At 69.0% G+C, this 20,834-nt stretch carries 22 protein-coding genes; 10 read left to right on the forward strand and 12 right to left on the reverse strand.

What is annotated here, in order from left to right:
* Window positions 1-2: 2 nt before the first annotated feature.
* Window positions 3-719, reverse strand: coding sequence for a hypothetical protein (locus BMW78_RS15740; RefSeq protein WP_091761687.1), 717 nt, complete (start codon window positions 717-719; stop codon window positions 3-5).
* Between the two features lie 259 nt (window positions 720-978).
* Between BMW78_RS15740 and BMW78_RS15745 the strand changes: the two genes are divergently transcribed.
* Both BMW78_RS15745 and BMW78_RS15750 read left to right on the forward strand, forming a co-directional pair.
* Window positions 979-1,743, forward strand: coding sequence for an ANTAR domain-containing protein (locus BMW78_RS15745; RefSeq protein ID WP_091761690.1), 765 nt, complete (start codon window positions 979-981; stop codon window positions 1,741-1,743).
* A 32-nt stretch (window positions 1,744-1,775) separates the two neighbouring features.
* Window positions 1,776-3,257, forward strand: a complete 1,482-nt coding sequence (locus tag BMW78_RS15750; RefSeq protein ID WP_091761960.1) for a GH1 family beta-glucosidase — start codon at window positions 1,776-1,778, stop codon at window positions 3,255-3,257.
* Here the strand turns inward: BMW78_RS15750 and BMW78_RS15755 are convergent.
* The 7 genes from BMW78_RS15755 to BMW78_RS15785 all read right to left on the reverse strand — a co-directional run bounded on the left by BMW78_RS15755 (window position 3,226) and on the right by BMW78_RS15785 (window position 9,488).
* On the reverse strand, window positions 3,226-4,404 hold the full coding sequence (locus BMW78_RS15755; protein WP_091761692.1) for a serine hydrolase domain-containing protein: 1,179 nt from the start codon (window positions 4,402-4,404) through the stop codon (window positions 3,226-3,228). The two genes, BMW78_RS15750 and BMW78_RS15755, sit on opposite strands and share 32 nt — an antisense overlap.
* 73 nt (window positions 4,405-4,477) lie before the next feature.
* Window positions 4,478-5,350 carry an LLM class F420-dependent oxidoreductase gene (locus BMW78_RS15760; protein WP_091761694.1) on the reverse strand — a complete coding sequence of 291 codons (873 nt, stop codon included), beginning with the start codon at window positions 5,348-5,350 and terminating at the stop codon, window positions 4,478-4,480.
* Between the two features lie 100 nt (window positions 5,351-5,450).
* A complete protein-coding gene (locus tag BMW78_RS15765; protein ID WP_091761696.1) occupies window positions 5,451-5,987 on the reverse strand; it encodes a GNAT family N-acetyltransferase in 537 nt (178 codons plus the stop codon).
* A 169-nt stretch (window positions 5,988-6,156) separates the two neighbouring features.
* Window positions 6,157-7,179 carry an NADP-dependent oxidoreductase gene (locus BMW78_RS15770; RefSeq protein WP_091761698.1) on the reverse strand — a complete coding sequence of 341 codons (1,023 nt, stop codon included), beginning with the start codon at window positions 7,177-7,179 and terminating at the stop codon, window positions 6,157-6,159.
* A gap of 166 nt (window positions 7,180-7,345) precedes the next feature.
* A complete protein-coding gene (locus BMW78_RS15775; RefSeq protein ID WP_091761700.1) occupies window positions 7,346-8,386 on the reverse strand; it encodes an NAD(P)-dependent alcohol dehydrogenase in 1,041 nt (346 codons plus the stop codon).
* An 85-nt stretch (window positions 8,387-8,471) separates the two neighbouring features.
* Complete coding sequence (locus BMW78_RS15780; protein WP_091761701.1) at window positions 8,472-8,879, reverse strand: (R)-mandelonitrile lyase; 408 nt, start codon at window positions 8,877-8,879, stop codon at window positions 8,472-8,474.
* Between the two features lie 147 nt (window positions 8,880-9,026).
* Window positions 9,027-9,488: a MerR family transcriptional regulator gene (locus tag BMW78_RS15785; RefSeq protein ID WP_091761704.1), complete on the reverse strand. Its 462-nt coding sequence runs from the start codon at window positions 9,486-9,488 to the stop codon at window positions 9,027-9,029.
* Window positions 9,489-9,650: 162 nt separating this feature from the next.
* On the opposite strand from BMW78_RS15785, the gene BMW78_RS15790 reads away from it, so the two are divergent.
* The 3 genes from BMW78_RS15790 (at window position 9,651) to BMW78_RS15800 (ending at window position 13,226) form a co-directional block, all read left to right on the forward strand.
* The gene (locus tag BMW78_RS15790) at window positions 9,651-9,971 is read left to right on the forward strand and encodes a GYD domain-containing protein (protein ID WP_091761705.1); all 321 of its coding nucleotides are present in this window, start codon (window positions 9,651-9,653) and stop codon (window positions 9,969-9,971) included.
* 147 nt (window positions 9,972-10,118) lie between these two features.
* Window positions 10,119-11,606, forward strand: a complete 1,488-nt coding sequence (locus tag BMW78_RS15795; RefSeq protein ID WP_091761707.1) for a carboxylesterase/lipase family protein — start codon at window positions 10,119-10,121, stop codon at window positions 11,604-11,606.
* Window positions 11,607-11,720: 114 nt separating this feature from the next.
* A complete protein-coding gene (locus tag BMW78_RS15800) occupies window positions 11,721-13,226 on the forward strand; it encodes a S8 family serine peptidase (protein ID WP_177180431.1) in 1,506 nt (501 codons plus the stop codon).
* A 98-nt stretch (window positions 13,227-13,324) separates the two neighbouring features.
* Here BMW78_RS15800 and BMW78_RS15805 read toward each other — a convergent pair whose 3' ends face one another.
* Together BMW78_RS15805 and BMW78_RS15810 are read right to left on the reverse strand one after the other, a co-directional pair.
* Window positions 13,325-14,182, reverse strand: coding sequence for an SDR family oxidoreductase (locus BMW78_RS15805; RefSeq protein ID WP_091761711.1), 858 nt, complete (start codon window positions 14,180-14,182; stop codon window positions 13,325-13,327).
* Entirely contained in the window at window positions 14,179-14,625 is a 447-nt protein-coding gene (locus tag BMW78_RS15810) for a nuclear transport factor 2 family protein (protein ID WP_091761962.1), read from the reverse strand. The genes BMW78_RS15805 and BMW78_RS15810 overlap by 4 nt, the downstream gene beginning before the upstream one ends.
* A 63-nt stretch (window positions 14,626-14,688) precedes the next feature.
* On the opposite strand from BMW78_RS15810, the gene BMW78_RS15815 reads away from it, so the two are divergent.
* Both BMW78_RS15815 and BMW78_RS21060 read left to right on the forward strand, forming a co-directional pair.
* Entirely contained in the window at window positions 14,689-15,351 is a 663-nt protein-coding gene (locus tag BMW78_RS15815) for a TetR/AcrR family transcriptional regulator (RefSeq protein ID WP_091761713.1), read from the forward strand.
* Between the two features lie 444 nt (window positions 15,352-15,795).
* On the forward strand, window positions 15,796-16,005 hold the full coding sequence (locus tag BMW78_RS21060) for a hypothetical protein (RefSeq protein ID WP_218144379.1): 210 nt from the start codon (window positions 15,796-15,798) through the stop codon (window positions 16,003-16,005).
* Window positions 16,006-16,230: 225 nt separating this feature from the next.
* On the opposite strand, the gene BMW78_RS15825 is transcribed toward BMW78_RS21060, so the two are convergent.
* Window positions 16,231-16,728 carry a hypothetical protein gene (locus BMW78_RS15825; RefSeq protein ID WP_091761717.1) on the reverse strand — a complete coding sequence of 166 codons (498 nt, stop codon included), beginning with the start codon at window positions 16,726-16,728 and terminating at the stop codon, window positions 16,231-16,233.
* A 149-nt stretch (window positions 16,729-16,877) separates the two neighbouring features.
* Here BMW78_RS15825 and BMW78_RS15830 point away from each other — a divergent pair, with 149 nt between their 5' ends.
* The gene (locus BMW78_RS15830) at window positions 16,878-17,690 is read left to right on the forward strand and encodes an abortive infection family protein (RefSeq protein WP_091761720.1); all 813 of its coding nucleotides are present in this window, start codon (window positions 16,878-16,880) and stop codon (window positions 17,688-17,690) included.
* A 192-nt stretch (window positions 17,691-17,882) separates the two neighbouring features.
* Here the strand turns inward: BMW78_RS15830 and BMW78_RS15835 are convergent, their stop codons facing one another.
* Entirely contained in the window at window positions 17,883-18,614 is a 732-nt protein-coding gene (locus BMW78_RS15835) for a potassium channel family protein (RefSeq protein WP_091761722.1), read from the reverse strand.
* Between the two features lie 245 nt (window positions 18,615-18,859).
* Here BMW78_RS15835 and BMW78_RS15840 point away from each other — a divergent pair, with 245 nt between their 5' ends.
* Window positions 18,860-19,090 (forward strand): DUF2188 domain-containing protein, encoded by a 231-nt coding sequence (locus BMW78_RS15840; RefSeq protein ID WP_091761724.1) that lies wholly within the window; start codon window positions 18,860-18,862, stop codon window positions 19,088-19,090.
* A 1,366-nt stretch (window positions 19,091-20,456) separates the two neighbouring features.
* Window positions 20,457-20,762, forward strand: coding sequence for an STAS domain-containing protein (locus BMW78_RS15845; protein ID WP_177180432.1), 306 nt, complete (start codon window positions 20,457-20,459; stop codon window positions 20,760-20,762).
* Window positions 20,763-20,834 lie beyond the last annotated feature (72 nt).

The raw sequence follows: 20,834 nt of genomic DNA on the forward strand, positions 1-20,834 counted from the left end.
GCTCAGGGTGAGCACGCCGGCGCGCGCTCCAGCGCGGCCGCCGCCGCGGCATACCGCTTGAGCGGTGCCGGTGCCTCGGCCACCATCGTGACCCAGCGGTCGTGGTAGGCGCCCTGGTCGGTGTGGGCCTTGTCGGCCATCATCGCGATGTGGGCCGCCCACTGGGCGTTGACGACCGAGCCGGCCGAGGCGACCGAGACCAGCGCCTTCTCCCTTGCCGTGCAGGCCGTCCCCTTGCCGGCGAGGGACGTGGACGCCGTGTCGGTGACCACCGCGCCGCAGGCCGTGCTGTCGGCCGCTTCGACGGCGGCCGCCGCCGCCGCGAACTGCTTGACGTCGGCGGACCCGTGCGCCTTGGAGGACGCCCACGCCGCCTTCGCCTGGGCCACCGTCCACTCGCCGCTGTCGAGCCTGCGCTGGGCGCCGGTGTGGGTGCTCCAGTCGCGGGCCGAGGCCGCCGCAGCGCGGGCCAGCTGCTCCCGGGCGGTGATGGTGGCGGCGCAGGCGGCGAGGGCACGCTGAGCGGTGGCGAGTGCGGCGTCACCGGTGGTCGGTGACGAGGAGGCGGTGCTGGCGGAGCCACTGTTGGTGGCTGCTGTCTCGGGGGTGAGGGGCGCGGTGGAGGAGGTCCTCGGCGCTGCTGTGCCCGAGTCGGACGGCCCCCTCATCACGGCCCAGGTGGCCCCCGCCGCGAGCAGCACGACCACGACGGCCCCCACCGCGGCTGGCCCCCAACGATGCGCCCGAGGGCGCTCGTGCCTCCCCGTCACCCGGTCAGTCTGGTCCGCACCCGGTCGTCGCGGTTCATGCGAATGTCCGATCTGTGCGGCCTGAGCCCATGTCCGATGGAGGAGGGTTACGCCATTTCACCGGTACCACTATTCGGTCATCGGCAGTACGGTGGTGGGCGGTTCACAAGCGCAGCCACGGTTTGATCAAGCCTGGCTGAGCCTCCAGGCCGTCAAAGGGGACGACACGATGCCTGGTACATCAGCCGACGCCGTCGGCACTTTCGACCTTGACCTCGCCACCGGTCAGATGACCTGGTCGCAGTTGCTCTACGACCTGCATGGGCTGGTTCCCGAGGTCGACGAGCCCACTCCCACAGTGCTGTTCGACTCGGTGGTCGGTGAGGACCGCGAGCGGGCCCGCGCCCAGTTCCACCGGGGAGCACAGGCCGGTGGGCTGTTCAGCGTGCGCTACCAGATGGTCGACCGACAGGGGCACACCCACGAGCTGGTCATCGCGGCCGAGGCGTGGGGCATGGAGGGCGACGCGTCGTACGTCAGCGGGTTCGTCCTCGACGTCACCCGCCCGCTCGAGGACCACATGAACCAGGCGGTGGCCGCGTCGGCGCAGCACCGGGCGGTGATCGAGCAGGCCAAGGGGGTCGTCATGCTGGCGCTGCGGGTGCCCGAGGACGCCGCCTTCCGAGCGCTGCGGGGGCTCTCCAACACCCACAACGTCCGGCTTGCCTCCCTCGCGGAGCAGCTCATCGAGCACGTCAGCACCGGCAGCCCGACCGACAGCACTCCGGCGGAGGTCTTCCTGCGCTTCATGGACTCGTTGGAGTACACCGAGCCGGACTGCACCGAGCCGAAGTACACCGAGCCCAAGTACACCGAGCCGGAGTACACCGAGCCGCGGCGCCCGGCCGGCTCCCCGCCCACCCAGCGTTCCGTGGCGGAGGCCGAGGACAAGCGGTCGGTAGGCCAGGGAGGGGCAGCCACCACGCTCCGCTGACGTCCGGTATGCCGCGGCGGTGGGAGGTCGGAATGCCAGGCACCCAGCCGGCTCGCCGTGACGTGCTGCGGGCTGCGGTCGCGGGAGCGACGCTCGGTTTGGCGGGCATCACGGTGAACGCCTGCACCGGCACCGAGCCGGCGGGCACGCGGCATACCCCTGCCAACCGTGGCCAAGGGGCGGTGGTCCGCTTTCCTGCCGGCTTCTCCTGGGGGGTGGCGACGTCGGCGTTCCAGGTCGAGGGCGCGACGCGTGCCGACGGCAGGGGCCGCTCCATCTGGGACACGTTCGCGGCGCAGCCGGGCGCCATCGTCGACGGCAGCAGCGCCGACCGAGCCTGTGACCACTACCGCCTCGTGGAGCGCGACCTCGACCTGATGCGGAGCCTGGGCGTGCGGTCCTACCGCTTCTCGGTGGCGTGGCCGCGGGTGCTTCCGGAGGGACGCGGACCCGTCAACGCGAAAGGCCTGGGCTTCTACGACCGCCTGGTCGACGGCCTCGCGGCCCGGGGGATCCAGGCCGTCGCGACCCTCTACCACTGGGACCTGCCGCAGGCACTGGAGGACGCCGGCGGCTGGGAGAGGAGGGACTCGGCCGACTGGTTCGCCGACTACAGCGCGGTTGTGGTCAAGGCGCTCGGCGACCGGGTCGACCGGTGGGTCACCGTCAACGAGGCGAAGATCATCGCCCGGGAGGGCTACCAGACGGGGCGGTTCGCGCCGGGGAAGAGCGACCGGGTCGCCAGTGGACGCGTCATCCACCACCTCGGGCTGGCGCACGGCCGCGCCGTGCAGGGCTTCCGGGCCTCGGGGGCGCGGGGGGCCATCGGCCCCTGCGTGCAGCTGGCGCCGTGCTACCCGGCCGACGACAGTGACGACGCGCGCCGGGCGACCGAGCGGGCCGACGTCACGGAGAACACGCTCTACCTCGACCCGGTGCTGCACGGCAGGTACCCCCGGGGCCTCGCCGACGCCGACCCCGAGGCCGCAGCGGGCATCCGGGCGGCCGCCCGCGACGGGGACCTGGACGTCATCTCCGCGCCGGTGGACTTCGTCGGCGTCAACTACTACGGCCCCCAGGTCATGGGCGGGAACGGCCCTGTCACCCGGTACCCGGTGTCGTCGGCGGGCTGGCAGCAGGTGCATCCGCGCGGCCTCACCGACGTGCTCCTGCGGCTGCACCACGACTACGGCTCACCCGAGATCGTGGTGACGGAGAACGGTGTGCCCGACGCACCGGGCGAGGACCTGCACGACGCGTCCCGCACGACGTTCCTCCACGACCACCTCCTGGCCGTCCACGAGGCCGTCGCCAAGGGCGCCAAGGTGAAGGGCTTCCACGCCTGGGCACTGATGGACGACTTCGAGTGGGCCTTCGGCTACACCCAGCGGTGGGGCCTGGTCCACGTCGACTTCGACACCCTCCAGCGGACGCCCAAGGACTCGGCACGGTGGTACCAGCAGGTGGCCGCCGCCAACGCGGTCAGGCCAGCGACGCCTTCACCGCGTCGATGAGGTTGCGCCAGCGCGGGTCCCCGCCGGCTCCGATGTTCTTCATCCGGCTGCAGATGTAGCCGAAGGAGACGTCGTGGTCGGGGTCGGCGATGCCCAGCCGTCCGCCGGCGCCGGTGTGGCCGAAGGAGCGCGGTCCGAACCCCGGCATGCTGGGTGAGGCCAGCTGGTAGCCGAGGCCGAAGCGGATATCCGGGCCTGCCGTCCCGCTCTCGATGAGGGTCGTCACGTCGTCGGTGCGTGGGCGGGTGACCTCGTCGAGGGTTGACTGCTCGATGAGCCGGACGCCGCCGACCGGCCCCAGCAGGGCGGCATACATGGTCGCGAGGGCGCGTGCGTCGGTGATGCCGCCGACGGCCGGCCGCTCTGCGGCATAGAACGCGCGGACCTGCTCGCCGTCGGCGAAGTCGGGGTCCATCGGTCCGTTCTCACGCAGGAAGTCTTGCCTCAGTGCGGCGTAGGTGCCCGGCTCGGGCTGCTCGTCGTCGACCGGCTGCATGGGGTCGACCGCTTCCCACACGCCGGGGACGACGCGGGGGATCTCCTTCTCCGGCAGGCCGATCCACAGGTCGACACCGAGCGGCTCGGCGACCAGCGTGCGCACGTGCTGGCCGATGCTCCGGCCGGTGGCTCGTCGGACGATCTCGTCCAGCAGGGTGCCGAAGGTGACGGGGTGGTAGGCCATCGCGGTGCCGGGCTCCCACAGAGGGGCCGCACCGGCCAGGGCTGCCGTCACGGCTGGGCCACGGTGCAGGTCGAGACCGCTGAGCCCGGTGCCCAGCGGCGGGTAGGGCAGGCCGGCGGTGTGCGAGGCCACCATGCCGAGGGTGACCTCGTCCTTGCCGGCGGCGGCGAACTCGGGCCACCACGTGGCCACGCGCTCGTCGGGGTCGAGGTCGCCGCGTTCGACGAGCATCGCGAGCACGGTCGCGGTGATGCCCTTGGTGCAGGAGGCCACCATCATCAACGCGTCGTCGGGCATGGGGCGGTCGTTGACGACGTCGGTCCCTGCCCACAGGTCCACCACCTTGGTGCCGCGGTGGAACACGGCGACCGCGGCCGCGTCCTCGCCGCACTCGGTGAAGTTGCGGCGGAAGGCGTCCGCCACGACACCGAAGCCCTCCGCGACGAACGGCTCTGCCTGGCTCATCCCGACAGCATGTCACTGCGGCGGGCGCCGGACCGCGCCGTGGTGGGCGCGGTCCGGTCTCGGGCCGGTCCCCTCAGGGAAGCGACTCGATGCGGGGGAGGAGCCGTTCGAGGACCTGCTCGGTGAACTCGACGGGGTGCCCGTCGGGCAGCAGCTGGATCTCCCCGACACCGAGGCGTGCGTAGACCTCGGCCTCGGCGAGGAACGTGTCCGGGTCCCTCAGCGGGCCTCGGCTGTACATGACGGTCTTGCGGATCGCGTCGAAGTCCCGGCCCTCGCCGTCACAGTGTGACCGGAGCACGTCGAGCTTGTGGGTGACGTCGTCGACGCTGGTGGCGAAGAGGTTGCAGGCATCGGCGTAACGGGCGACCAGGCGCAGCGTCTTCTTCTCGCCGCCTCCGCCGATCATGACCATCGGCCTCCTGCCGCCGAGCGGTGCCGGCACGCAGAGGGTCTCCTCTAGCTGGTAGTGCCTGCCCGTGTAGGGACCGTTGTCGTCGCTCCACATCTGGAGGCAGATCTGCACCGTTTCCTCCAGCCGCTCGAACCGCTCGGCAAGTGGCACGACCGGCACTCCCAGGCCTCGTTGCTCCCGCTCGTACCAGCCGGCGCCGATGCCGAAGAAGGCCCGGCCACCGGAGAGGACATCGAGCGTGGCGACGATCTTCGCGAGCAGGCCGGGGTGCCGGTAGGTCACGCCGGTGACGAGCAACCCCAAGGCGATCCGCTGGGTGTGGGCCGCGACGAAACCCAGCGTCGTGTAGCCCTCGAGCATCGGGTCGCCGGGGCCGCCGCCGCGGTGCGGCATCTGGAAGTAGTGGTCCATCGGGGTGAAGGAGGAGAGCCCGCCCTCATCGGCGAGGCGAGCGGTCTCGGCGAGCGTCGAGGCGATGAGCTCCGGCTCGACCGGCCGGGAGTAGTTCCAGTAGTGCAGCCCGAGGTCCATGGTGTCCTTTCGTCGTCCTGCCGGGGTGGTCTGGGTGAGTGGTGTCTGGGTCAGCGTTGTCGGGGTGAGCGTTGTCTTCACGAGGGTCGTCGGGGCGGGCTCAGCGGTCGTGCACCGTGAAGCCGATCCATGAGTCCGGGGGCACGTCGGGTTGGCCGGGCACGGCCCGACGCTCCTCGCTCCACCTCGGGTCGTGGGACGCCGCCACTGCTCGCCAGAAGTGCCCGGCCACGGTGTTGGCCTCCTGGAACGCCACCTCCCACCTCCCCGGGAACGTTGCCAGCACCTCGTGGACGAACTGGGAACCTACGCCGGTTCGGCGCGCGCCGGCGACGACGAAGAAGCTGTTGAGCACGAACGGCTGCCGCTCGAGGCTGCGCACGAACGCGAACCCGACGGGGGAGTCGCCGTGGTGGGCCAGGAACGCGGCCCAGCCGGCATCGGTCAGCGCGGCCTCCAGGCGTTCGGAGCGGAAGGTGCCGTCGGGATGGGGAAGCGTGCCGGTGAAGCGGGAGAGGTCGTGGCGGAAGAGCAGCCACAGGCGCTCGAGCACGGCCCTGTCGTCAGGGCCGACACGGCGGACGCGCACGGCCGAAGGTGGCTCGGGCTGGGGCTGGGGTTGAGTGGAGTCAGGCATGAAAAAAGCCTCCGCGTGCCGCGATGTGCGGACGGGAGGCTTCGAGTACGGGTTGCAGGATAGCAGTTCCCTGGTCCCTGACGGGTGGAACGCGCAAACCACGTGGGGCCCACACGGGGCTCGGCCGCCCCGCATCGTGGAGCTCCTCGATGCGGGACGGCCGCGGCGCTCAGAGGCGCACGACCATCTTGCCTGTGTTGTCGCCGCGCAGGACCCCGAGGAACGCGTCGACGGCGTTCTCGAACCCGTCGACCGTCGTCTCCCGCAGCGACAGCGAACCGTCGGCCAGCCACTGGGCCGCCCGCTCGGCATACTCGCCTGCCAGGTCGTAGTGGTCACCGACGAGGAAGCCCTGGATGCGGCCGCGGGTCTGGATGAGGCGCGCCAGGTTGCGCGGGCCGGGGGCGGGCTCGGTGTCGTTGTAGACGGAGATCATGCCGCAGACGGCGATGCGTCCGTTGAGGCGCAGCGACCCGATGGCGGCCTCGAGGTGGTCACCGCCGACGTTGTCGAAGTAGACGTCGATGCCGTCGGGGGCCAGCTCGCGCAGGGCCTCGGAGACCTTGCGCTCGCGGTAGGAGAACGCAGCGTCGAAGCCGAGGTCCTCGGTGAGGTGACGCACCTTCTCGGGGGAGCCGGCGCTGCCGATGACCTTGCTGGCGCCCAGCGCCTTGGCGATCTGGCCGACGGCGCCGCCGACCGCGCCCGCCGCACCGGAGACGAAGACGACGTCGCCCTCCTTGAGGTCGGCGATGCGCTTCAGGCCGGCGTATGCCGTGAGGCCCGTCATGCCCAGCACGCCCAGGTACGCGGATGCCGGGGCGGCGTCGACGTCGACCTTGCGGGCGTGCTTCGCCTCGACGACGGCGACCTCCCGCCAGCCGAGGGCGTGCAGCACGTGGTCGCCCGGCTTGAAGCCCTCGGCGCGCGACTCCTCCACGATGCCCACGGCACCACCGGTCATCGCCTCGCCCACGGCGTAGGGCGCGGCATACGACTTGGCTGCGCTCATGCGGCCCCGCATGTACGGGTCGACGGAGAGCACCTCGTTGCGCACCCGGATCTGGCCCTCAGCGAGCTCGGGCACGTCGCTCTCGGCGAGCTCGAAGTTCTCCGGCGTCGGCCAGCCGGTCGGGCGGGAGGCGAGGCGCCACTCGCGGGGAGCGGTGGTGGGGGCGGGGGAGTCGGTCATGGGTGGACCTCCTGAGGTGGTTTGGGGACTGTGGTTCGGGGGATGGGCCTCTTTGGGCAACAGGAACGGCACGGCCGGTATGCCGTGACCCTCCTCACGACGTGCGAGCGCCTCGCCACCCGGGGTGGCGAGGCGCTCGGACAGCCGTGTCAGGCGGGGTGCGCGCTCAGGCCAGCGTGGCGGTGTCGATGACGAAGCGGTAGCGCACGTCGGAGGCGAGCACGCGCTCGTAGGCCTCGTTGACCTTGTCGGCCGAGATGACCTCGACCTCGGAGCCGATGCCGTGCTCGGCGCAGAAGTCGAGCATCTCCTGGGTCAGGGCGATGCCGCCGATCATGGAGCCGGCGTAGGAGCGGCGGGCGCCGATGAGGGAGAAGACGTTGAGGCTCAGCGGCTCCGCCGGGGCGCCGACGTTGACGAGCGTGCCGTCCACGGCGAGCAGGCCGAGGTAGGCGTCGACGTCGATCTTGGCGCTGACCGTGTTGATGATCAGGTCGAACCGGCTGGCCAGCTGCTCGAACGTGCTCGGGTCCGAGGTCGCGAAGTAGTGGTCGGCGCCCAGGCGGAGGCCGTCCTCCTGCTTCTTGAGCGACTGCGAGAGCACGGTCACCTCGGCGCCGAGGGCGTGGGCGATCTTGACGGCCATGTGGCCCAGGCCGCCGAGGCCGACGATGGCCACCTTCTTGCCCGGGCCGGCCTCCCACTTGCGCAGCGGCGCGTAGGTGGTGATGCCGGCGCACAGCAGCGGGGTGGCGGCGGCCGGGTCGATGCCCTCGGGGACCGACAGGACGTAGTCGGCGTCCACGACGACGTGGGTGGAGTAGCCGCCCTGGGTGGTGGTGCCGTCGCGGTCGGTCGCGGCGTACGTGCCGACCATGCCCTCGGCGCAGTACTGCTCGTCGCCATTGCGGCAGTTGGTGCACTCCCCGCAGGAGTTGACCATGCAGCCGACGCCGACGCGGTCGCCGACCTGGTGCCGGGTGACGTCGGAGCCGACCTCGGTGACGACGCCGACGATCTCGTGGCCCGGCACGACCGGGAAGGGCTGCGGGCCCCAGTCGCCGTTGACGGTGTGGATGTCGGAGTGGCAGATGCCGGCGTACTGGATCTCGATGAGGACGTCGTTGGCTCCGACGTCGCGACGCTCGATGGTGGTCGGGGCCAGCGGCTGGCCGGCGGCGGGGGCGGCGTAGGCGTTCACGCGCATGTGGAGTTCTCCTTGGGTTGGGGGAGTTGCGGTTCGGTCTGTGTCAGGACGAATCGTTCGGTCTGGACGGGGCCTTGGTGAGCGGTCAGCTCGCCGCGGTCGCGGCATACTCCTCGTCGGTCACTGGCTCCAGCCAGTGCACGACGTCGTGGTCGTCGTCGCCCTCGTTGATGGCCAGGTGGACCATGAGCCGGTTGGGGGCGGCGCCGTGCCAGTGCTCCTCGTCGGCCTCGAAGAGGACGCGGTCGCCGGGGCGGATGACCTCGACGGGGCCACCGCGGCGCTGGCATAGCCCGACGCCCTCGGAGACGAAGACGGTCTGGCTGAGCGGGTGACGGTGCCAGTGGGTGCGGGCACCGGGCATGAAGTGCACCAGGTTCGCGGTCACGCGGGACGGCGACGGGGCCGCTGCGACGGCGTCGATGTAGACGTCACCGGTGAACCAGTCGGCCGGTCCCTTGGCGGTGTCGGTGGAGCTGCGGGTGATCTGCACGCTCTTCTCCTTCTCTGGGATGGCTCTGGGGGTTGTGGCGTTGCTGTGGCGCGGTGGGTCTTGTGGCATACGGGAGGTGTCCGGCGTGCTGGTGCTGGGCGCGTCGGGCCTGCGGACCGGCGCTGGTCCGCCACGCGTCACCGTGGGTTACGGCTTCTTGACCCGCTTGAGCTCGTCGGCGAGCTCGCGGGCCTCCTTCGACAGCAGCTCTGCGCGGTCCGTGTCGCCGGCGTCGACCGCCTGCCAGTAGTCGATCTTGAGGCGGACGTACCGCTGGCGCACGGCGAGCTGCTTCGCCTCGAGGGCCAGCCGGCGCTCCTGCTGCGCGAGCAGCTCGACCTGCTCGGTCGCGGCGGAGGGGCCGAGCTGCCCGTTGGCGACGTACTGGCGCATGTCGCTGACCGACATGCCCGTGGCCGCGAGGCAGGCGACCCACATGAGCTGGTCGAGGTCGCTCTCGTCGTAGACGCGGTGCTTGCTGCTGGCACCGCGGCTGATCGGCGCGATGACCCCGATGGTCTCGTAGTAGCGGAGCGTGCTGGCCGGCAGCCCGGTCAGCGCGGCCGCCTCCTTGATCGTGTAGCTCTGCTGGGCCGTCCGTGCACTCACCTCTACGACACTAGGAACTTCAAGTACTTGAAGTCAAAAGCGTCGGCCGGTCTTCGGCGTTGACCACCCGGGCACCATCCCGATGGGGGATGGCGACGGGTTCCAGAGCCGGTGGAGCGTGTCTGGTGTCCCCGAGGAACAACCCCCTGAAGGAGAAACCACATGAACCGCTACATGTTCATCGCCCGCTACGACAGCGCCGGGGCCCGTGGAGTTGTGGCCAAGGGTGGTACGGCCCGGGCTGCCGCGATCGAGAAGGCTGCGGCTGACATGGGGGGACGCATGGAGAGCTTCGACTTCGCCTTCGGTGAGGACGACGTCTACACGCTGTGCGAGCTGCCCGACAACAAGGCCGCCGCTGCGGTGGCCCTGGCGGTGAACTCCACGGGACTGGCCCATGTCAGGACCGCCGTGCTGATGACGCCCGCGGAGGTCGACGCGGCGACGGAGCAGGACGTGCACTACACCCCGCCCGGAACGTGACCTGACCAGGGCTGCGGCGCTCGCCTGAACGACCTTCCCGCAGGGGTGGCGAGACCGCTGGCCATCGGGCCCCGTGTCGGAGGTGCAAGGGACCTCGGTCTGTACGAGGCTTCAGAAGTGCACGAGGCATCGACTTCTGGAGGACCCATGGACCCTGTCGTCTCCCTGACCGGTGGCCGGGTGCGTGGGCGGGTGACCGGCGGGGTGAGCGCCTTCCTCGGCATCCCGTATGCCGCGGCGCCGGTCGGGCCGGCGCGCTTCGAGGCGCCCCGACCGGCGCGGCCGTGGGACGGGGTCCGTGAGGCGACTGCCCTGGGGGCGATGGCGACCCAGGCGCTTTACGCCCCGCCGATCGCCGCGCTGCTCGGCACGACGAACCTGCCCGGCGACGACCACCTGCACGTCAACGTCTGGACGCCGGACCCCGCGGGCTCCGGGCTGCCGGTGATGGTCTGGATCCACGGCGGTGCCTTCACTCGGGGCGGCAACGCCCTCGCCGTCTACGACGGGTCCGCTTTCGCGCGCGACGGCGTGGTGCTCGTGTCAGTGAACTACCGGCTGGGCGTGCCAGGCTTCGCCGCGCTCGAAGGTGCGCCATCGAACCGTGGCCTGCGCGACCAGCTCCTGGCGCTGGCGTGGGTGCAGGAGAACGTCGCGGCGTTCGGCGGCGATCCCGGCAACGTCACGGTCTTCGGGGAGTCGGCCGGCGGCATGAGCGTGGCGACCCTCCTCGCATCGCCGGCGGCCGAGGGCCTGTTCCGGCGCGCGGTCGTGCAGAGCGGCACGGCCACGGCCGTTGCCGACGAGGACGACGCCAGGCTGGTCACGAAGGCGGTCGCTGCCCAGCTCGGGGTGCCGGCGACCGTCGAAGCACTCGGTGCCGCGGACCCCGAGCAGCTGCTCGAGGCGCAGAACGCCGTGGCGCTGGCCCTCGCCCAGGCGCCCGATCCCGCCCGGTGGGGCGCCAGCGTCATCCGCAACGGCCTCGGCGTCATGAGCCTCTTCCCGACGGTCGACGGCGACGTCGTGCCCGACGTCCCACTGGCCCGGATCGCCGCCGGCGCCGGCAGCGGGGTCGAGCTTCTCACCGGCACCACCCGCGACGAGTTCCGCTTCTTCCTCGTGCCCACGGGCATCGCCGCGATGGTCAACGACGTGGCACTGCCGGTCGTGCTGGCTCGCTACGGCATCGACCCGTCCGTCGCTCAGGTGTATGCCGCGTCGCGCCCCGGTGCGAGCGCGGGTGATCTGCTCGCGGCGATCCTCACCGACAAGGCGTTCCGGCGGGAGACCGTTCGGCTCGCGGACGCGCACACCGCGGTCGGGGGCCGCACCCACGTGTACGAGTTCGACTGGGCATCCGGCGTTCCGGGCCTCGGTGCCTGCCACGCCCTCGAGCTGCCCTTCGTCTTCGACACCCTCGCCGGCGCCGAGCCGCTCACCGGGCCGAACCCACCCCATCAGCTGGCCGACGAGATGCATGCCGCCTGGGTGGCCTTCGCTTCGAGCGGTGACCCGGGCTGGGCGGCGTGGGACCCGGACAAGCGCCCGGTCCAGGTGTTCGGCATGCCCTCCTCCCTGCAGCTCGACCCCAGGGTCGAGGACCTGGCAGCCCTGGACAACGCAGGGAGCTGACGCGGTCCCAGGAGACGCTGCGTCTTCTGCATGAGTCCACCCCCACGCACCGGGGCTACCTTCCGAGAGGGCCACACCACTGGCCGATCGCTCATCCCGGGAGGTTCGAGGTCAATGCGAAATCAATCCCCACGTCGCAGGGCTCTCGCTGCAACCAGCGGCCTGCTCCTGACGACGGCCGGGGTGGTCATCGCGCAGGCGCCGCAGGTTGTCGCGGCCACGACCGGCTCTAGCTCCACCTACATCGTCCTGTACGACAGCGGCGCCTCCTCGTCCGGCGCGGCTTCCACCATCTCGAGTGCTGGCGGGACCTTGGTGGCCGACTACTCGCAGATCGGGGTTGTCGTGGCGCGTTCCAGCGCCCCCGACTTCGCCACGAAGGCCGCCAGTGCGAAAGGCGTCTCGGGCGTCTCCAAGACCGATGGCTTCGCCACCAAGATCGACAACGGAGCGACCGGTTCCGATACGAGCACGACTGACACCGTAGGCGCGGCTGGGACGAGCGACCCGCTCACCGGGCTGCAGTGGGACATGAACCAGATCAAGGCTCCCGACGCGCACGCCGTCAACAATGGGGCTGGCGTCCTCGTGGGCGACATCGACACGGGTCTCGACTACACCCACCCCGACCTCGCAGCCAATGTCGATGACGCGGCCAGTGCCAACTGCGTCAGCGGTGTGGCGGTTCCGGGCAAGGTCGCCGCGATGGACGACAACGGGCATGGCACGCACACGGCGGGCACGATTGCGGCCGCTGCCAACGGCATCGGCATCGTCGGCGTCGCCCCGCAGGTGCGGATCGCCGGTATCAAGGCTGGCGACGCCGACGGGTTCTTCTTCCCTGAGGCAGTGATCTGCGCCTTCATGTGGGCAGGCACCCACGGTGTCGCGGTCACGAACAACAGCTACTTCGCCGACCCGTGGCTGTTCAACTGCAAGAACGACCCTCAGCAGCGTGCCCTGTGGACGGCCGAGCGCCGAGCGATCCAGTTCGCCCAGCAGAACGGCGTCACCGTGGTTGCGGCGGAGAGCAACCAGGCAGACGACCTGTCGCATCCGACCCAGGACGCCACGAGCCCGGACAACACCACCCCGGTGACGCGTGACATCACCAACGCCTGCGCGGTCGTGCCGGTTGAGGTGCCCGGCGTCATCGGCGTCACAGCAACCGGCAACAAGCAGATGAAGTCCTTCTACTCCTCGTACGGGATCTCGACGACTGACGTGGCGGCTCCCGGCGGCGACTCCATCCTCCAAGTGACCGCCGCAGCGCCAAACGGGCGCGTCCTGTCCACCTGGCCGGCATCACTGATGGGCGGCTGTGCGCGCAAGGTCCTCGATGGCGCCGCTACCTACTGCTACGCGCAGGGCACCTCGATGGCCAGCCCGCACGCCGCCGGTGTCGCGGCCCTGCTGTCCAGCGCGCACGGTCTCAAGGGTGGTGCGCTCGAGGCGGCGCTTCAGCGCGGTGCCACGGCCCTGAGCTGCCCAGCCGACACGTCGGTGTACGACTTCTTCCCTGCAGTGGACGGCGGCCAGCCGCAGACCTGCCAGGGGGGAGCCGGCCACAACAGCTGGTTCGGGGCCGGTGAGGTAAATGCCCTCAATGCCGTGAAGTAAGGCCATCGCCGGACAGAAGGCAACGCACGGACCCACGGTGCAGCGCGCGGGTCCGTGCGCATGCCCTGCGGCCGCTTCTGACGTCATCAATGCCGACCTCAGGGTTCGGTGACCTTCGTTTCCCCGAGCCAGGTGTAGGCCGCGTGGCTCGGCGACGGGTCGAAGGTCATGTCGATCTGGTCCATGGCCAGGGCAGCTCTCGCCAAGCGGGCCTGGGTGGGTCGGATCGGCATGGCCACCAGCGACATCAGTCTGAGTGCCCCGCGCGGGATGTGTCGTGGCGCGGGGGCACCACCTACGACGCGTGAAGCAAGCTGGTTGAGGGTGAGGTTCTCGGGGCCGCCCACCTCGATGGTGTGGCCGCGCAGTGCTGGGTCGGTCGCGGCGTGAGCGACGGCGGAGGCGACGTCCGCAACGGTCACGAAGTTGATCGGGTTCTCACCGCGCCCGAACACCGTGGGTCTCCCTGATCGCTCGGCGGTCTGGGCAAGGACGGCGGCCCAGGTCTCCGCGTAGGCAGAGGCGCGCACAATCGTCCAGTCCTCGGGTCCGGAGCGCAGCAGTTGTTCGGCTACCGCCTTCATCCGATGCAGCTCGATCGGGTGGTGGGGGCTGGCCCCGATCGTCGAGACCAGAACGATCCGGGCGTGTGCCGTCCTGGCCGCCCGGATCAGGTTCGCGTTGCCCTCTGCGTCCACCGACTGGGGAGATTGTCCGGAGGTGGGGTCCATGCCGTGCATGGCGGACACGACCACCGCCGCGCCGGCCAAGGCCGTGGGCAGCGTGTCCGGACGCCGGACGTCGGCTGCGACGAACTCCGCTCCCGGCACCGGCGTTGCAGGAGCGGAACGGGCGACCACCCGCACCGACCGGCCGGCGCTCCCCAGGAGCGGGACCACCTGGCGTCCCAGTCGACCGGTGCCACCGACCACCACGACCAGCTCACCCGCGCTCATGGCCGCTCGCCACCATCGGTGAGGCTGGCCACGAACGCGTCGTTGTCCAGCCCCGTCTTCGGCTCTGCGGGTTCGAGGTAGAAGCGGTTGGCCCTGATCAGGTCGGAAGCGTCGGGGCCGACCGTGAAGATCATGACGCCGCGCATCAGATGCGGGGCGCCGTCGCGCCGGGTGCCCCGTATCTCCCACTCGGTCCACCACTGGTCAGACCCGGGGCCGCGGGCGGTCGCGGTGATGGACCCCTCGATGTCGGGGATCTGGGTGAAGAACTGGGTCCAGTTGCGCCGCACTTGGTCGTTGCCGGTGAAGTCGCGGGCCGGGTGGTTGGGCATGGCGAGGTGGTAGTCGGGGGAGAAGCAGTTGACGAGCCCATCGATGTCGTGGGCGTTGGTAGCGGCCAGCAAGCGGTCCAAGGTGGGGGGCAGCGGGGTGGAGTTGAGCATCGTGATCACCTCTGTGTACTTTTGGTACAGTCCTCTGTATCCAATACAAGAAGGGTGCTCCCCATGCCGCGGGACGTCAAGACCGGTGCTTCGGGGCCGCGCGCCTACGACGCCAGTGGGCGGCGCGAGGCCGCTGAACGCCGTCGCCAACTCGTCGTCGAGGTCGCCCGAGCACGGTTCGAACGCGACGGGTATGCCGCGACGACCGTGGCGGCACTTGCGGAAGATGCCGGGGTGAGCGTCGAGTTCGTCTACAAGTCGTTCGGCTCCAAGGCCGGCGTCGTGCGAGCCATCTGGGACCGGGCCCTTATGGGGCAGGGTCCGCGATCCGCCGAGGAACGCTCGGACGAGGTGTCCCTCACCGCCGACGACCCCGACACCATCCTGCGCAACTGGGCACAGCTGTCGGCGGAGGTCAGCGCCCTGGGTGCCCCTGTCCATGCGCTCGTGAAGGTCGCGGCGGCCACCGACTCGGATGCGGCCGCGCTCCTCGAGGAGATCGAGTCCAGCAGACGAACCCGCATGGAGCACAACCTCGGGTACCTCCTGCGCGGCGGCTACGTGCGACCCGGCCTGTCTCCAGAACAGGCTCGCGACATCCTCATGCTGGGCGCAGGCGAGCTGTACGAGATCCTGGTCCTGAGGTTCGGATGGGACACCGACCCCTACATCGACCTCGTGTACCGCTTTCTCCGGGCGGCACTCCTGCCCGGGCCGGCCCAGTGAGCTCGCAGGACCGCGATCGCTTGCCACACCTGTTGACCGGGCGCGGCGGATCTGTCCGATGAGGCGCGTACCCGGCGGCTTCTGCTGACGAACGCCCGAACCCACGTTTCCGTGGGTTCGGGCGTCCTCAATGTCCTGAGACATCACACAGTGCCCCCGGCAGGATTCGAACCTGCGACACCCGCTTTAGGAGTCGCATCGGCCGGCGCAAGCAGAGATCGACCCTTCGCGAATTCGTGCGTGGATGCTTGTCGTTGGCTGGCTGGCGGTGGTGACGTTTGGTCGTCCGCTGTGCCACAAACGTGCCACAAGCACGCTTAGATTCCGATGTCGGAGGCCCCGCCTAATCTTCCCCCTATGGCGCACTTGGACGTACAACACTCGCAAGGGACTCTTCGAATCTCCGTCGCTGATGACGCTGTCCTTGCCGATCGGATCCGTCGGTTGGCCAGTGACTTCGAGCGCACAGGCGGCTCCTGGTTCGCCAACACCGTCGGTGATGAAGAGCTGCCCAGCCGGATGGTTTGGATTCCAGCGTCAGCAGTCATCGAGGCCATCTTCGACAGCGGTGTGCCGTTCTCGTTGGGGGACCTCTGCAAGGACGTCGATCTCAGCGGCATGGTTAGGCAAGCAGTCAGGGACGCACTGTCGTAGCCCGATTCCGAAAGAGCGCTAATGGTGCAGCCGGTGGCCTGCTTGGAAGTGGTCCCACCTAGGCACATTCGTGCTCAGAGGCATTGCCCGGAAGTGACCTGAGACCACCTACGGGACCACCTATTGGGCACGGTTAGGGCACGACGAGCAGGCCTGGCCTTGACGTGGGTGGCCTGATTAGGAGCTCGAGCCGTCCTCTCTTGCCGATGAGCGGGCAACCTCGAGTTAGCGAGAGCGAAGCCGATCGACGGCTTCCCGTACGCCTTGGGACAGCGTGGCCCACGACTCGGTCGTCCTGCCCATGCCGTTCATCACAAGCAGCAGCTGGTTCAGCAGCTGGGTATCCCCGAGATCGTCGTCGATCGCGTCCAGAAGTTCGGACACGCGGTTGAAGGTGTGGACGACCCCGTCGGAGGGTGAGGTCGTGTTCGCATCGGCCGCGTAGACCCAAGCGACGAGTGCCCCCAACGCGAACCAGGCAAGACCCTCGGGCTCCTCGTCCCGGCCCATTTCCGGGATGGTGATCAAAGCGTGGCGCGCCTCGTCAACTGCCGTGATGCTGGTCCGCGCCCGAATCGCGTCGGCGATAGGACCAAGTCCCCCAGGCGGCAGTCCGAGCGAACCGAGTTCTGCGAGGGGAAACACGACGGACGCGAGCTCGGTCGCCGTCCGACGTTGTTCCTGCGAGGCCATCTGTCGGAGTCGGGACTCGAGCGTCGGCATGGAGTCTTGAGGCACGAACAGACATCCTGCACGCTCTGGAAGTGCATCGCACTCACATGCCGCGATCGGCGCAATCGTTCCAATGTGGGCGCCAAGTGGAGGCGCATCGTCTCCGTAGTTGAACGGGTATAGACGTCTACTGTTCACGCATGGAGAACCCCGTAAACGGCGAAGTCGTCGCGGCGCTCTGCGCCTTCGTCAGAGGCGGCGCCGGCCCATCGCACTCGTCGCTGACTTCAGCCTTCCTGGCGGCGGGGCTGGCTGATCTTACGCCGTACGTTCCGGGCTCAGTACAGAACTTGAACAAGGTCGAAAGGATCACGGAAGCGGGGAGAGCAGTCTGGCGCCAGCCCTCCGGTGGGCGCCGACTTGTGGAGGAACTGCTGAGCGTGTACCGCGTGAACGGCATTTTCGCTGATTCGAACCTCGACATGGAGAAGTCCGCGCTGCGAAGCGCGTTGCGGCATCAAGGCTGGTCATTGGATGAGGAGGGACGTCTTGAACCTCTCGGTGAGATTCACCTCGAAGTTGGGGACCGCCAGGCTTTGAATGATCAGCTAAACCGTCTTCGTCGAAACACCGAGGATGCCGCGCTGCTCCTTGGTACTGCCAAGGAGCTCTTGGAGTCAGTGGGTAAGTTTGTGCTGGAGGAGGGTAATCGCTTGCCTGACCGAAGGATGGACTTCCCTGAGGTCATGGCCCTCAGCATGGAGCAGCTGGGCGTCATGCCCGGGCAGGTTGACGTGTCTACGGAGGGTGGCAAACAGATCCGAAAGGTGTATCAGGCCATTCGGACAGTGGTTGAGGCCGTGAACGAACTTCGGAACGACCACGGAACTGGTCACGGGCGAACGCTGCCTTCTGGGGTCAGCGTCGAAGCGGCACGCTTCATGATTCGGCAGGCGACCATCGTGGCCGAGATGCTCTTGGCCACGCACGACCGGCAGATGGGGCGAGGTTGAGCGCTCGCCTGGCCTGTGAGCGTTTCTGGTGCGGACGCGACGTCCGCTCATGCCGCTGTCCTGGCGGATGTCCAACTTGGGAATTCGGACAGGACGGAACTTCCGGCGCTTGAGAGCTGCTAATCCTCAACTACGTGCGGTGGCTGACCGCCGTTGACCCCGGCTAATCGCACGCCAATCGCACGCCACCGGCTACTGCCTAGCTGCTGTGGATTGCAGGGCTCGGCGCAGCTCGGCGACCTGCTCGGTGAGCGCTTCGATGTCTCTGCGCGTCGCTGTTTGGGCTGCGTCTTCGACTTCTTGGACCTTCTCGATGAGCCACGAGGCGAAGGTGGCGGTCACGACTCCGATCAGGGCGATGCCCGAGAGCATGAGACCAGCGGCGATGGCCCGCCCGGTGCCGGTCACCGGGAAGCGGTCGCCATATCCCACGGTGGTGACCGTGGTGAGGGCCCACCACAGCGCGTCACCGAATGACTCGATGTTGGCGCCTTCCCGTCCCCGCTCGGCGTCGAGGATGGCCAGGCTTGCGACGAAGAGGATGAGCGACGCGGCCCCGGCGACGTAGACCACGACGCGGCCTCGGAGCGATCCACCGGCGTGTCGGTTCAGCACGTGTAGGAGAGTGACGAGTCGAAGTAGGCGCAACGGGCGGAGGAGGGGCAGCGCGACCACCAGCAGGTCGAATATGTTCCGGAAGAAGAACTTGCCGCGGTTGGTGGCGAGAGCAAGGCGGACCACATAGTCGACGGCGAACAGGGCCCACGCCGCCCAGGCCACCAGCCCAAGCGCGTGACGAACGCCGGAGGGCAGCTCAGGGTCGAGGATGGGCCAGGCGTAGGCGATTAGGAACAGCAGCGCCGCGACGGTCAGTGGCCACTCTGCCCGTCGTTCCCAGCGGTCGACGCGTGACTCGGTGCTCATGCGCGCATCCTTCCCTGTCGATGAGGCCGCGCACGGTAGGTTGAACGGTGCAGCTGGGAGGGCGCGCCTCTGATTTCGCCGAGCTCGACGGCACCCACTGTGCGAACCGCCTCTCGGGTAGCGCTTCGGCCTGACCGCGGGCTCGCGATTCGCCGATTGGCGGATGCGAGACATTCCTAGGGGCGCGGTGTATTAGTAGGCAGACGACCTGGACGCAGCGCCTGCGGGCGGAAATGAGGGGGACCATGAGCAAGGGCGATATCGAGACGTATTTCGAGGACGGCCAGTGGAAGAATCGTGCGCAGGGTAACCAGCGCGCATCCAACACTGCGCCCACCAAGGCAGCCGCCCAGGCAAAGGGCCGGGAGATGGCCAAGGACCGCGGTGTTGAACACATCATCAAGAAGCAGGACGGCACGATAGGGGAGCGCAACACTTACCCGCGCGGCCGGGACCCGAGGTCCTCCAAGGGCTGAGGCGGGTCCTTGGCGGCCGTCTCAAAGTGAGTGAAATGGCGTGCGGGCAGAGGCCAAGGCATCACACACTGACGGATAGGGCCGCCCGCTGCGACTGGTAGGGGGACGCTGCGGGCGGCCCTGAACGGTCTTGCTGAAGGTTCACCGCAGTGGGGCTCGGCTAAGACCTTCGACGTATGGTGCTGCGTTCCTTGCAGGCGCACACTCTAACGACGGGCTTGTCTACCCCCATTGCAACGCCCGGACCCGGTGAATCGGCTCCCGACATGAGCCGGTGGTGACAGCCTCCGCTGTACTGGTCCCCCTGGTCGCGGAGGCTGCACCATGCCCGCCTCCGTGGGGAGTGTCTCGACGTCAAAATGGTTCCAACGAGTCATGTCCAACAAGGTTGGGATCCGTCGAAGATGCTCCGATGTCCCACCGCAGAGCGGCCCAGTCCCCGCCTCTTTGCGATCGCTGTGACGTGGCCATGGAGCGCGTCCCTCGGTCGCTGGTTCCGACGATCCTCGAGCGGGGCCGTTTTGCCGTGAAGTGGCGTTGCCCCATGTGCCTGCGGCACACGGTCGTGTGGTTGTGCTAGCGACGGCTGATGCAGTCGGTTCGTCCATCTCGGCGGTCCGAGCCGAGCTCCTCCTCACACTCCCCTGTGCAGCCCCATAACCCGCCACAGATGCAGACAGGGACGCGACGAGGCTGGTTGAGTTCCGTCAGGGGATTGGAGAACAGCAGCACCACGGCAACGTATCCGTCCGCCTGTAAACGCTTACTGCCGACGGGGCCCGCCTCCGCCGAACGGAGGATGGAAACGGGCTGTAATCCGCGTCACACGCGTTGGGAGCCGGCCGCCAGCGTTCGGGCCCCTACCGGCATGGGATGAGGGAATGGCCATAAGTCAGGTTTATCCGTGGCAAGATATGGGTCGCAGTACTCGATGTCCCCCACCGAGTGTCTGCCGGGCCGCGCCCCCCTATTTCGCGGCCCCCGCCACAACGTGTCACGCGTTGTGAGGACTGCATTTGCGGTCAGGCCGCCCGTGTAGCTCCCCTGCTCCGGGCGGCCTCGGTCATCAGGGTATGAACCTGCAGAGTGGGACTTTCGGCCCGATGCGTCTAGGCCATGAGGCTGAGGTGTGAAGCGAGACCGACCATCGATGATGGGCTGGCACTGCCAGGCCTTGCGCGGCGTTGACGCGGACGCTTCCTGACGGTGGAGTCAGCGATTGACGAGAACGAAGTCCAGCAGTGGGCGCTCTAGAACCGGTGTTGTACCGGTCCTAGGTGATGCTCCGGCGGCTCCGGACCTCGTGGCCGCCGGAGTGCCGAGCCTGTTTTGGGGGTAGGTAGTCGACATGGGCAGATCAGCGCCGATGAGGGACCTCAGCGTCAGGCTTGCGACCGAGTCACGGCGCGTCCGGCTGGATCTGGCCGGCGAGCTGGACGTGGCGTCCAAGGATCTGCTCGAACCGGTCGTGGACCAAGTGCTGTTACTCCAGCCGCCGCGGGTTCTGGTCGATCTGCGTCGGCTGTGGTTTTGCGATGTTGCCGGGGCCCGCGCATTGGCGGGCGCCCACAAGCGGTGGAGTGACCACGGTTTGAGCGTCGCTCTTTATGGGGCGGGCTTGGCCGTTCAACGGGTCTTTGATCTGACCGGGTTCGCCGACCTGCTTGGCTAGCCGCCGCCCTCGGCCTGCGGGACCACAGCGAGCCGCCGACCCTTAGCGGAGCAGGGGAGCCTGCCGGAGTGG

The sequence above is a fragment of the Pedococcus cremeus genome (genome assembly GCF_900111375.1).
Lineage (GTDB): Bacteria > Actinomycetota > Actinomycetes > Actinomycetales > Dermatophilaceae > Pedococcus_A > Pedococcus_A cremeus.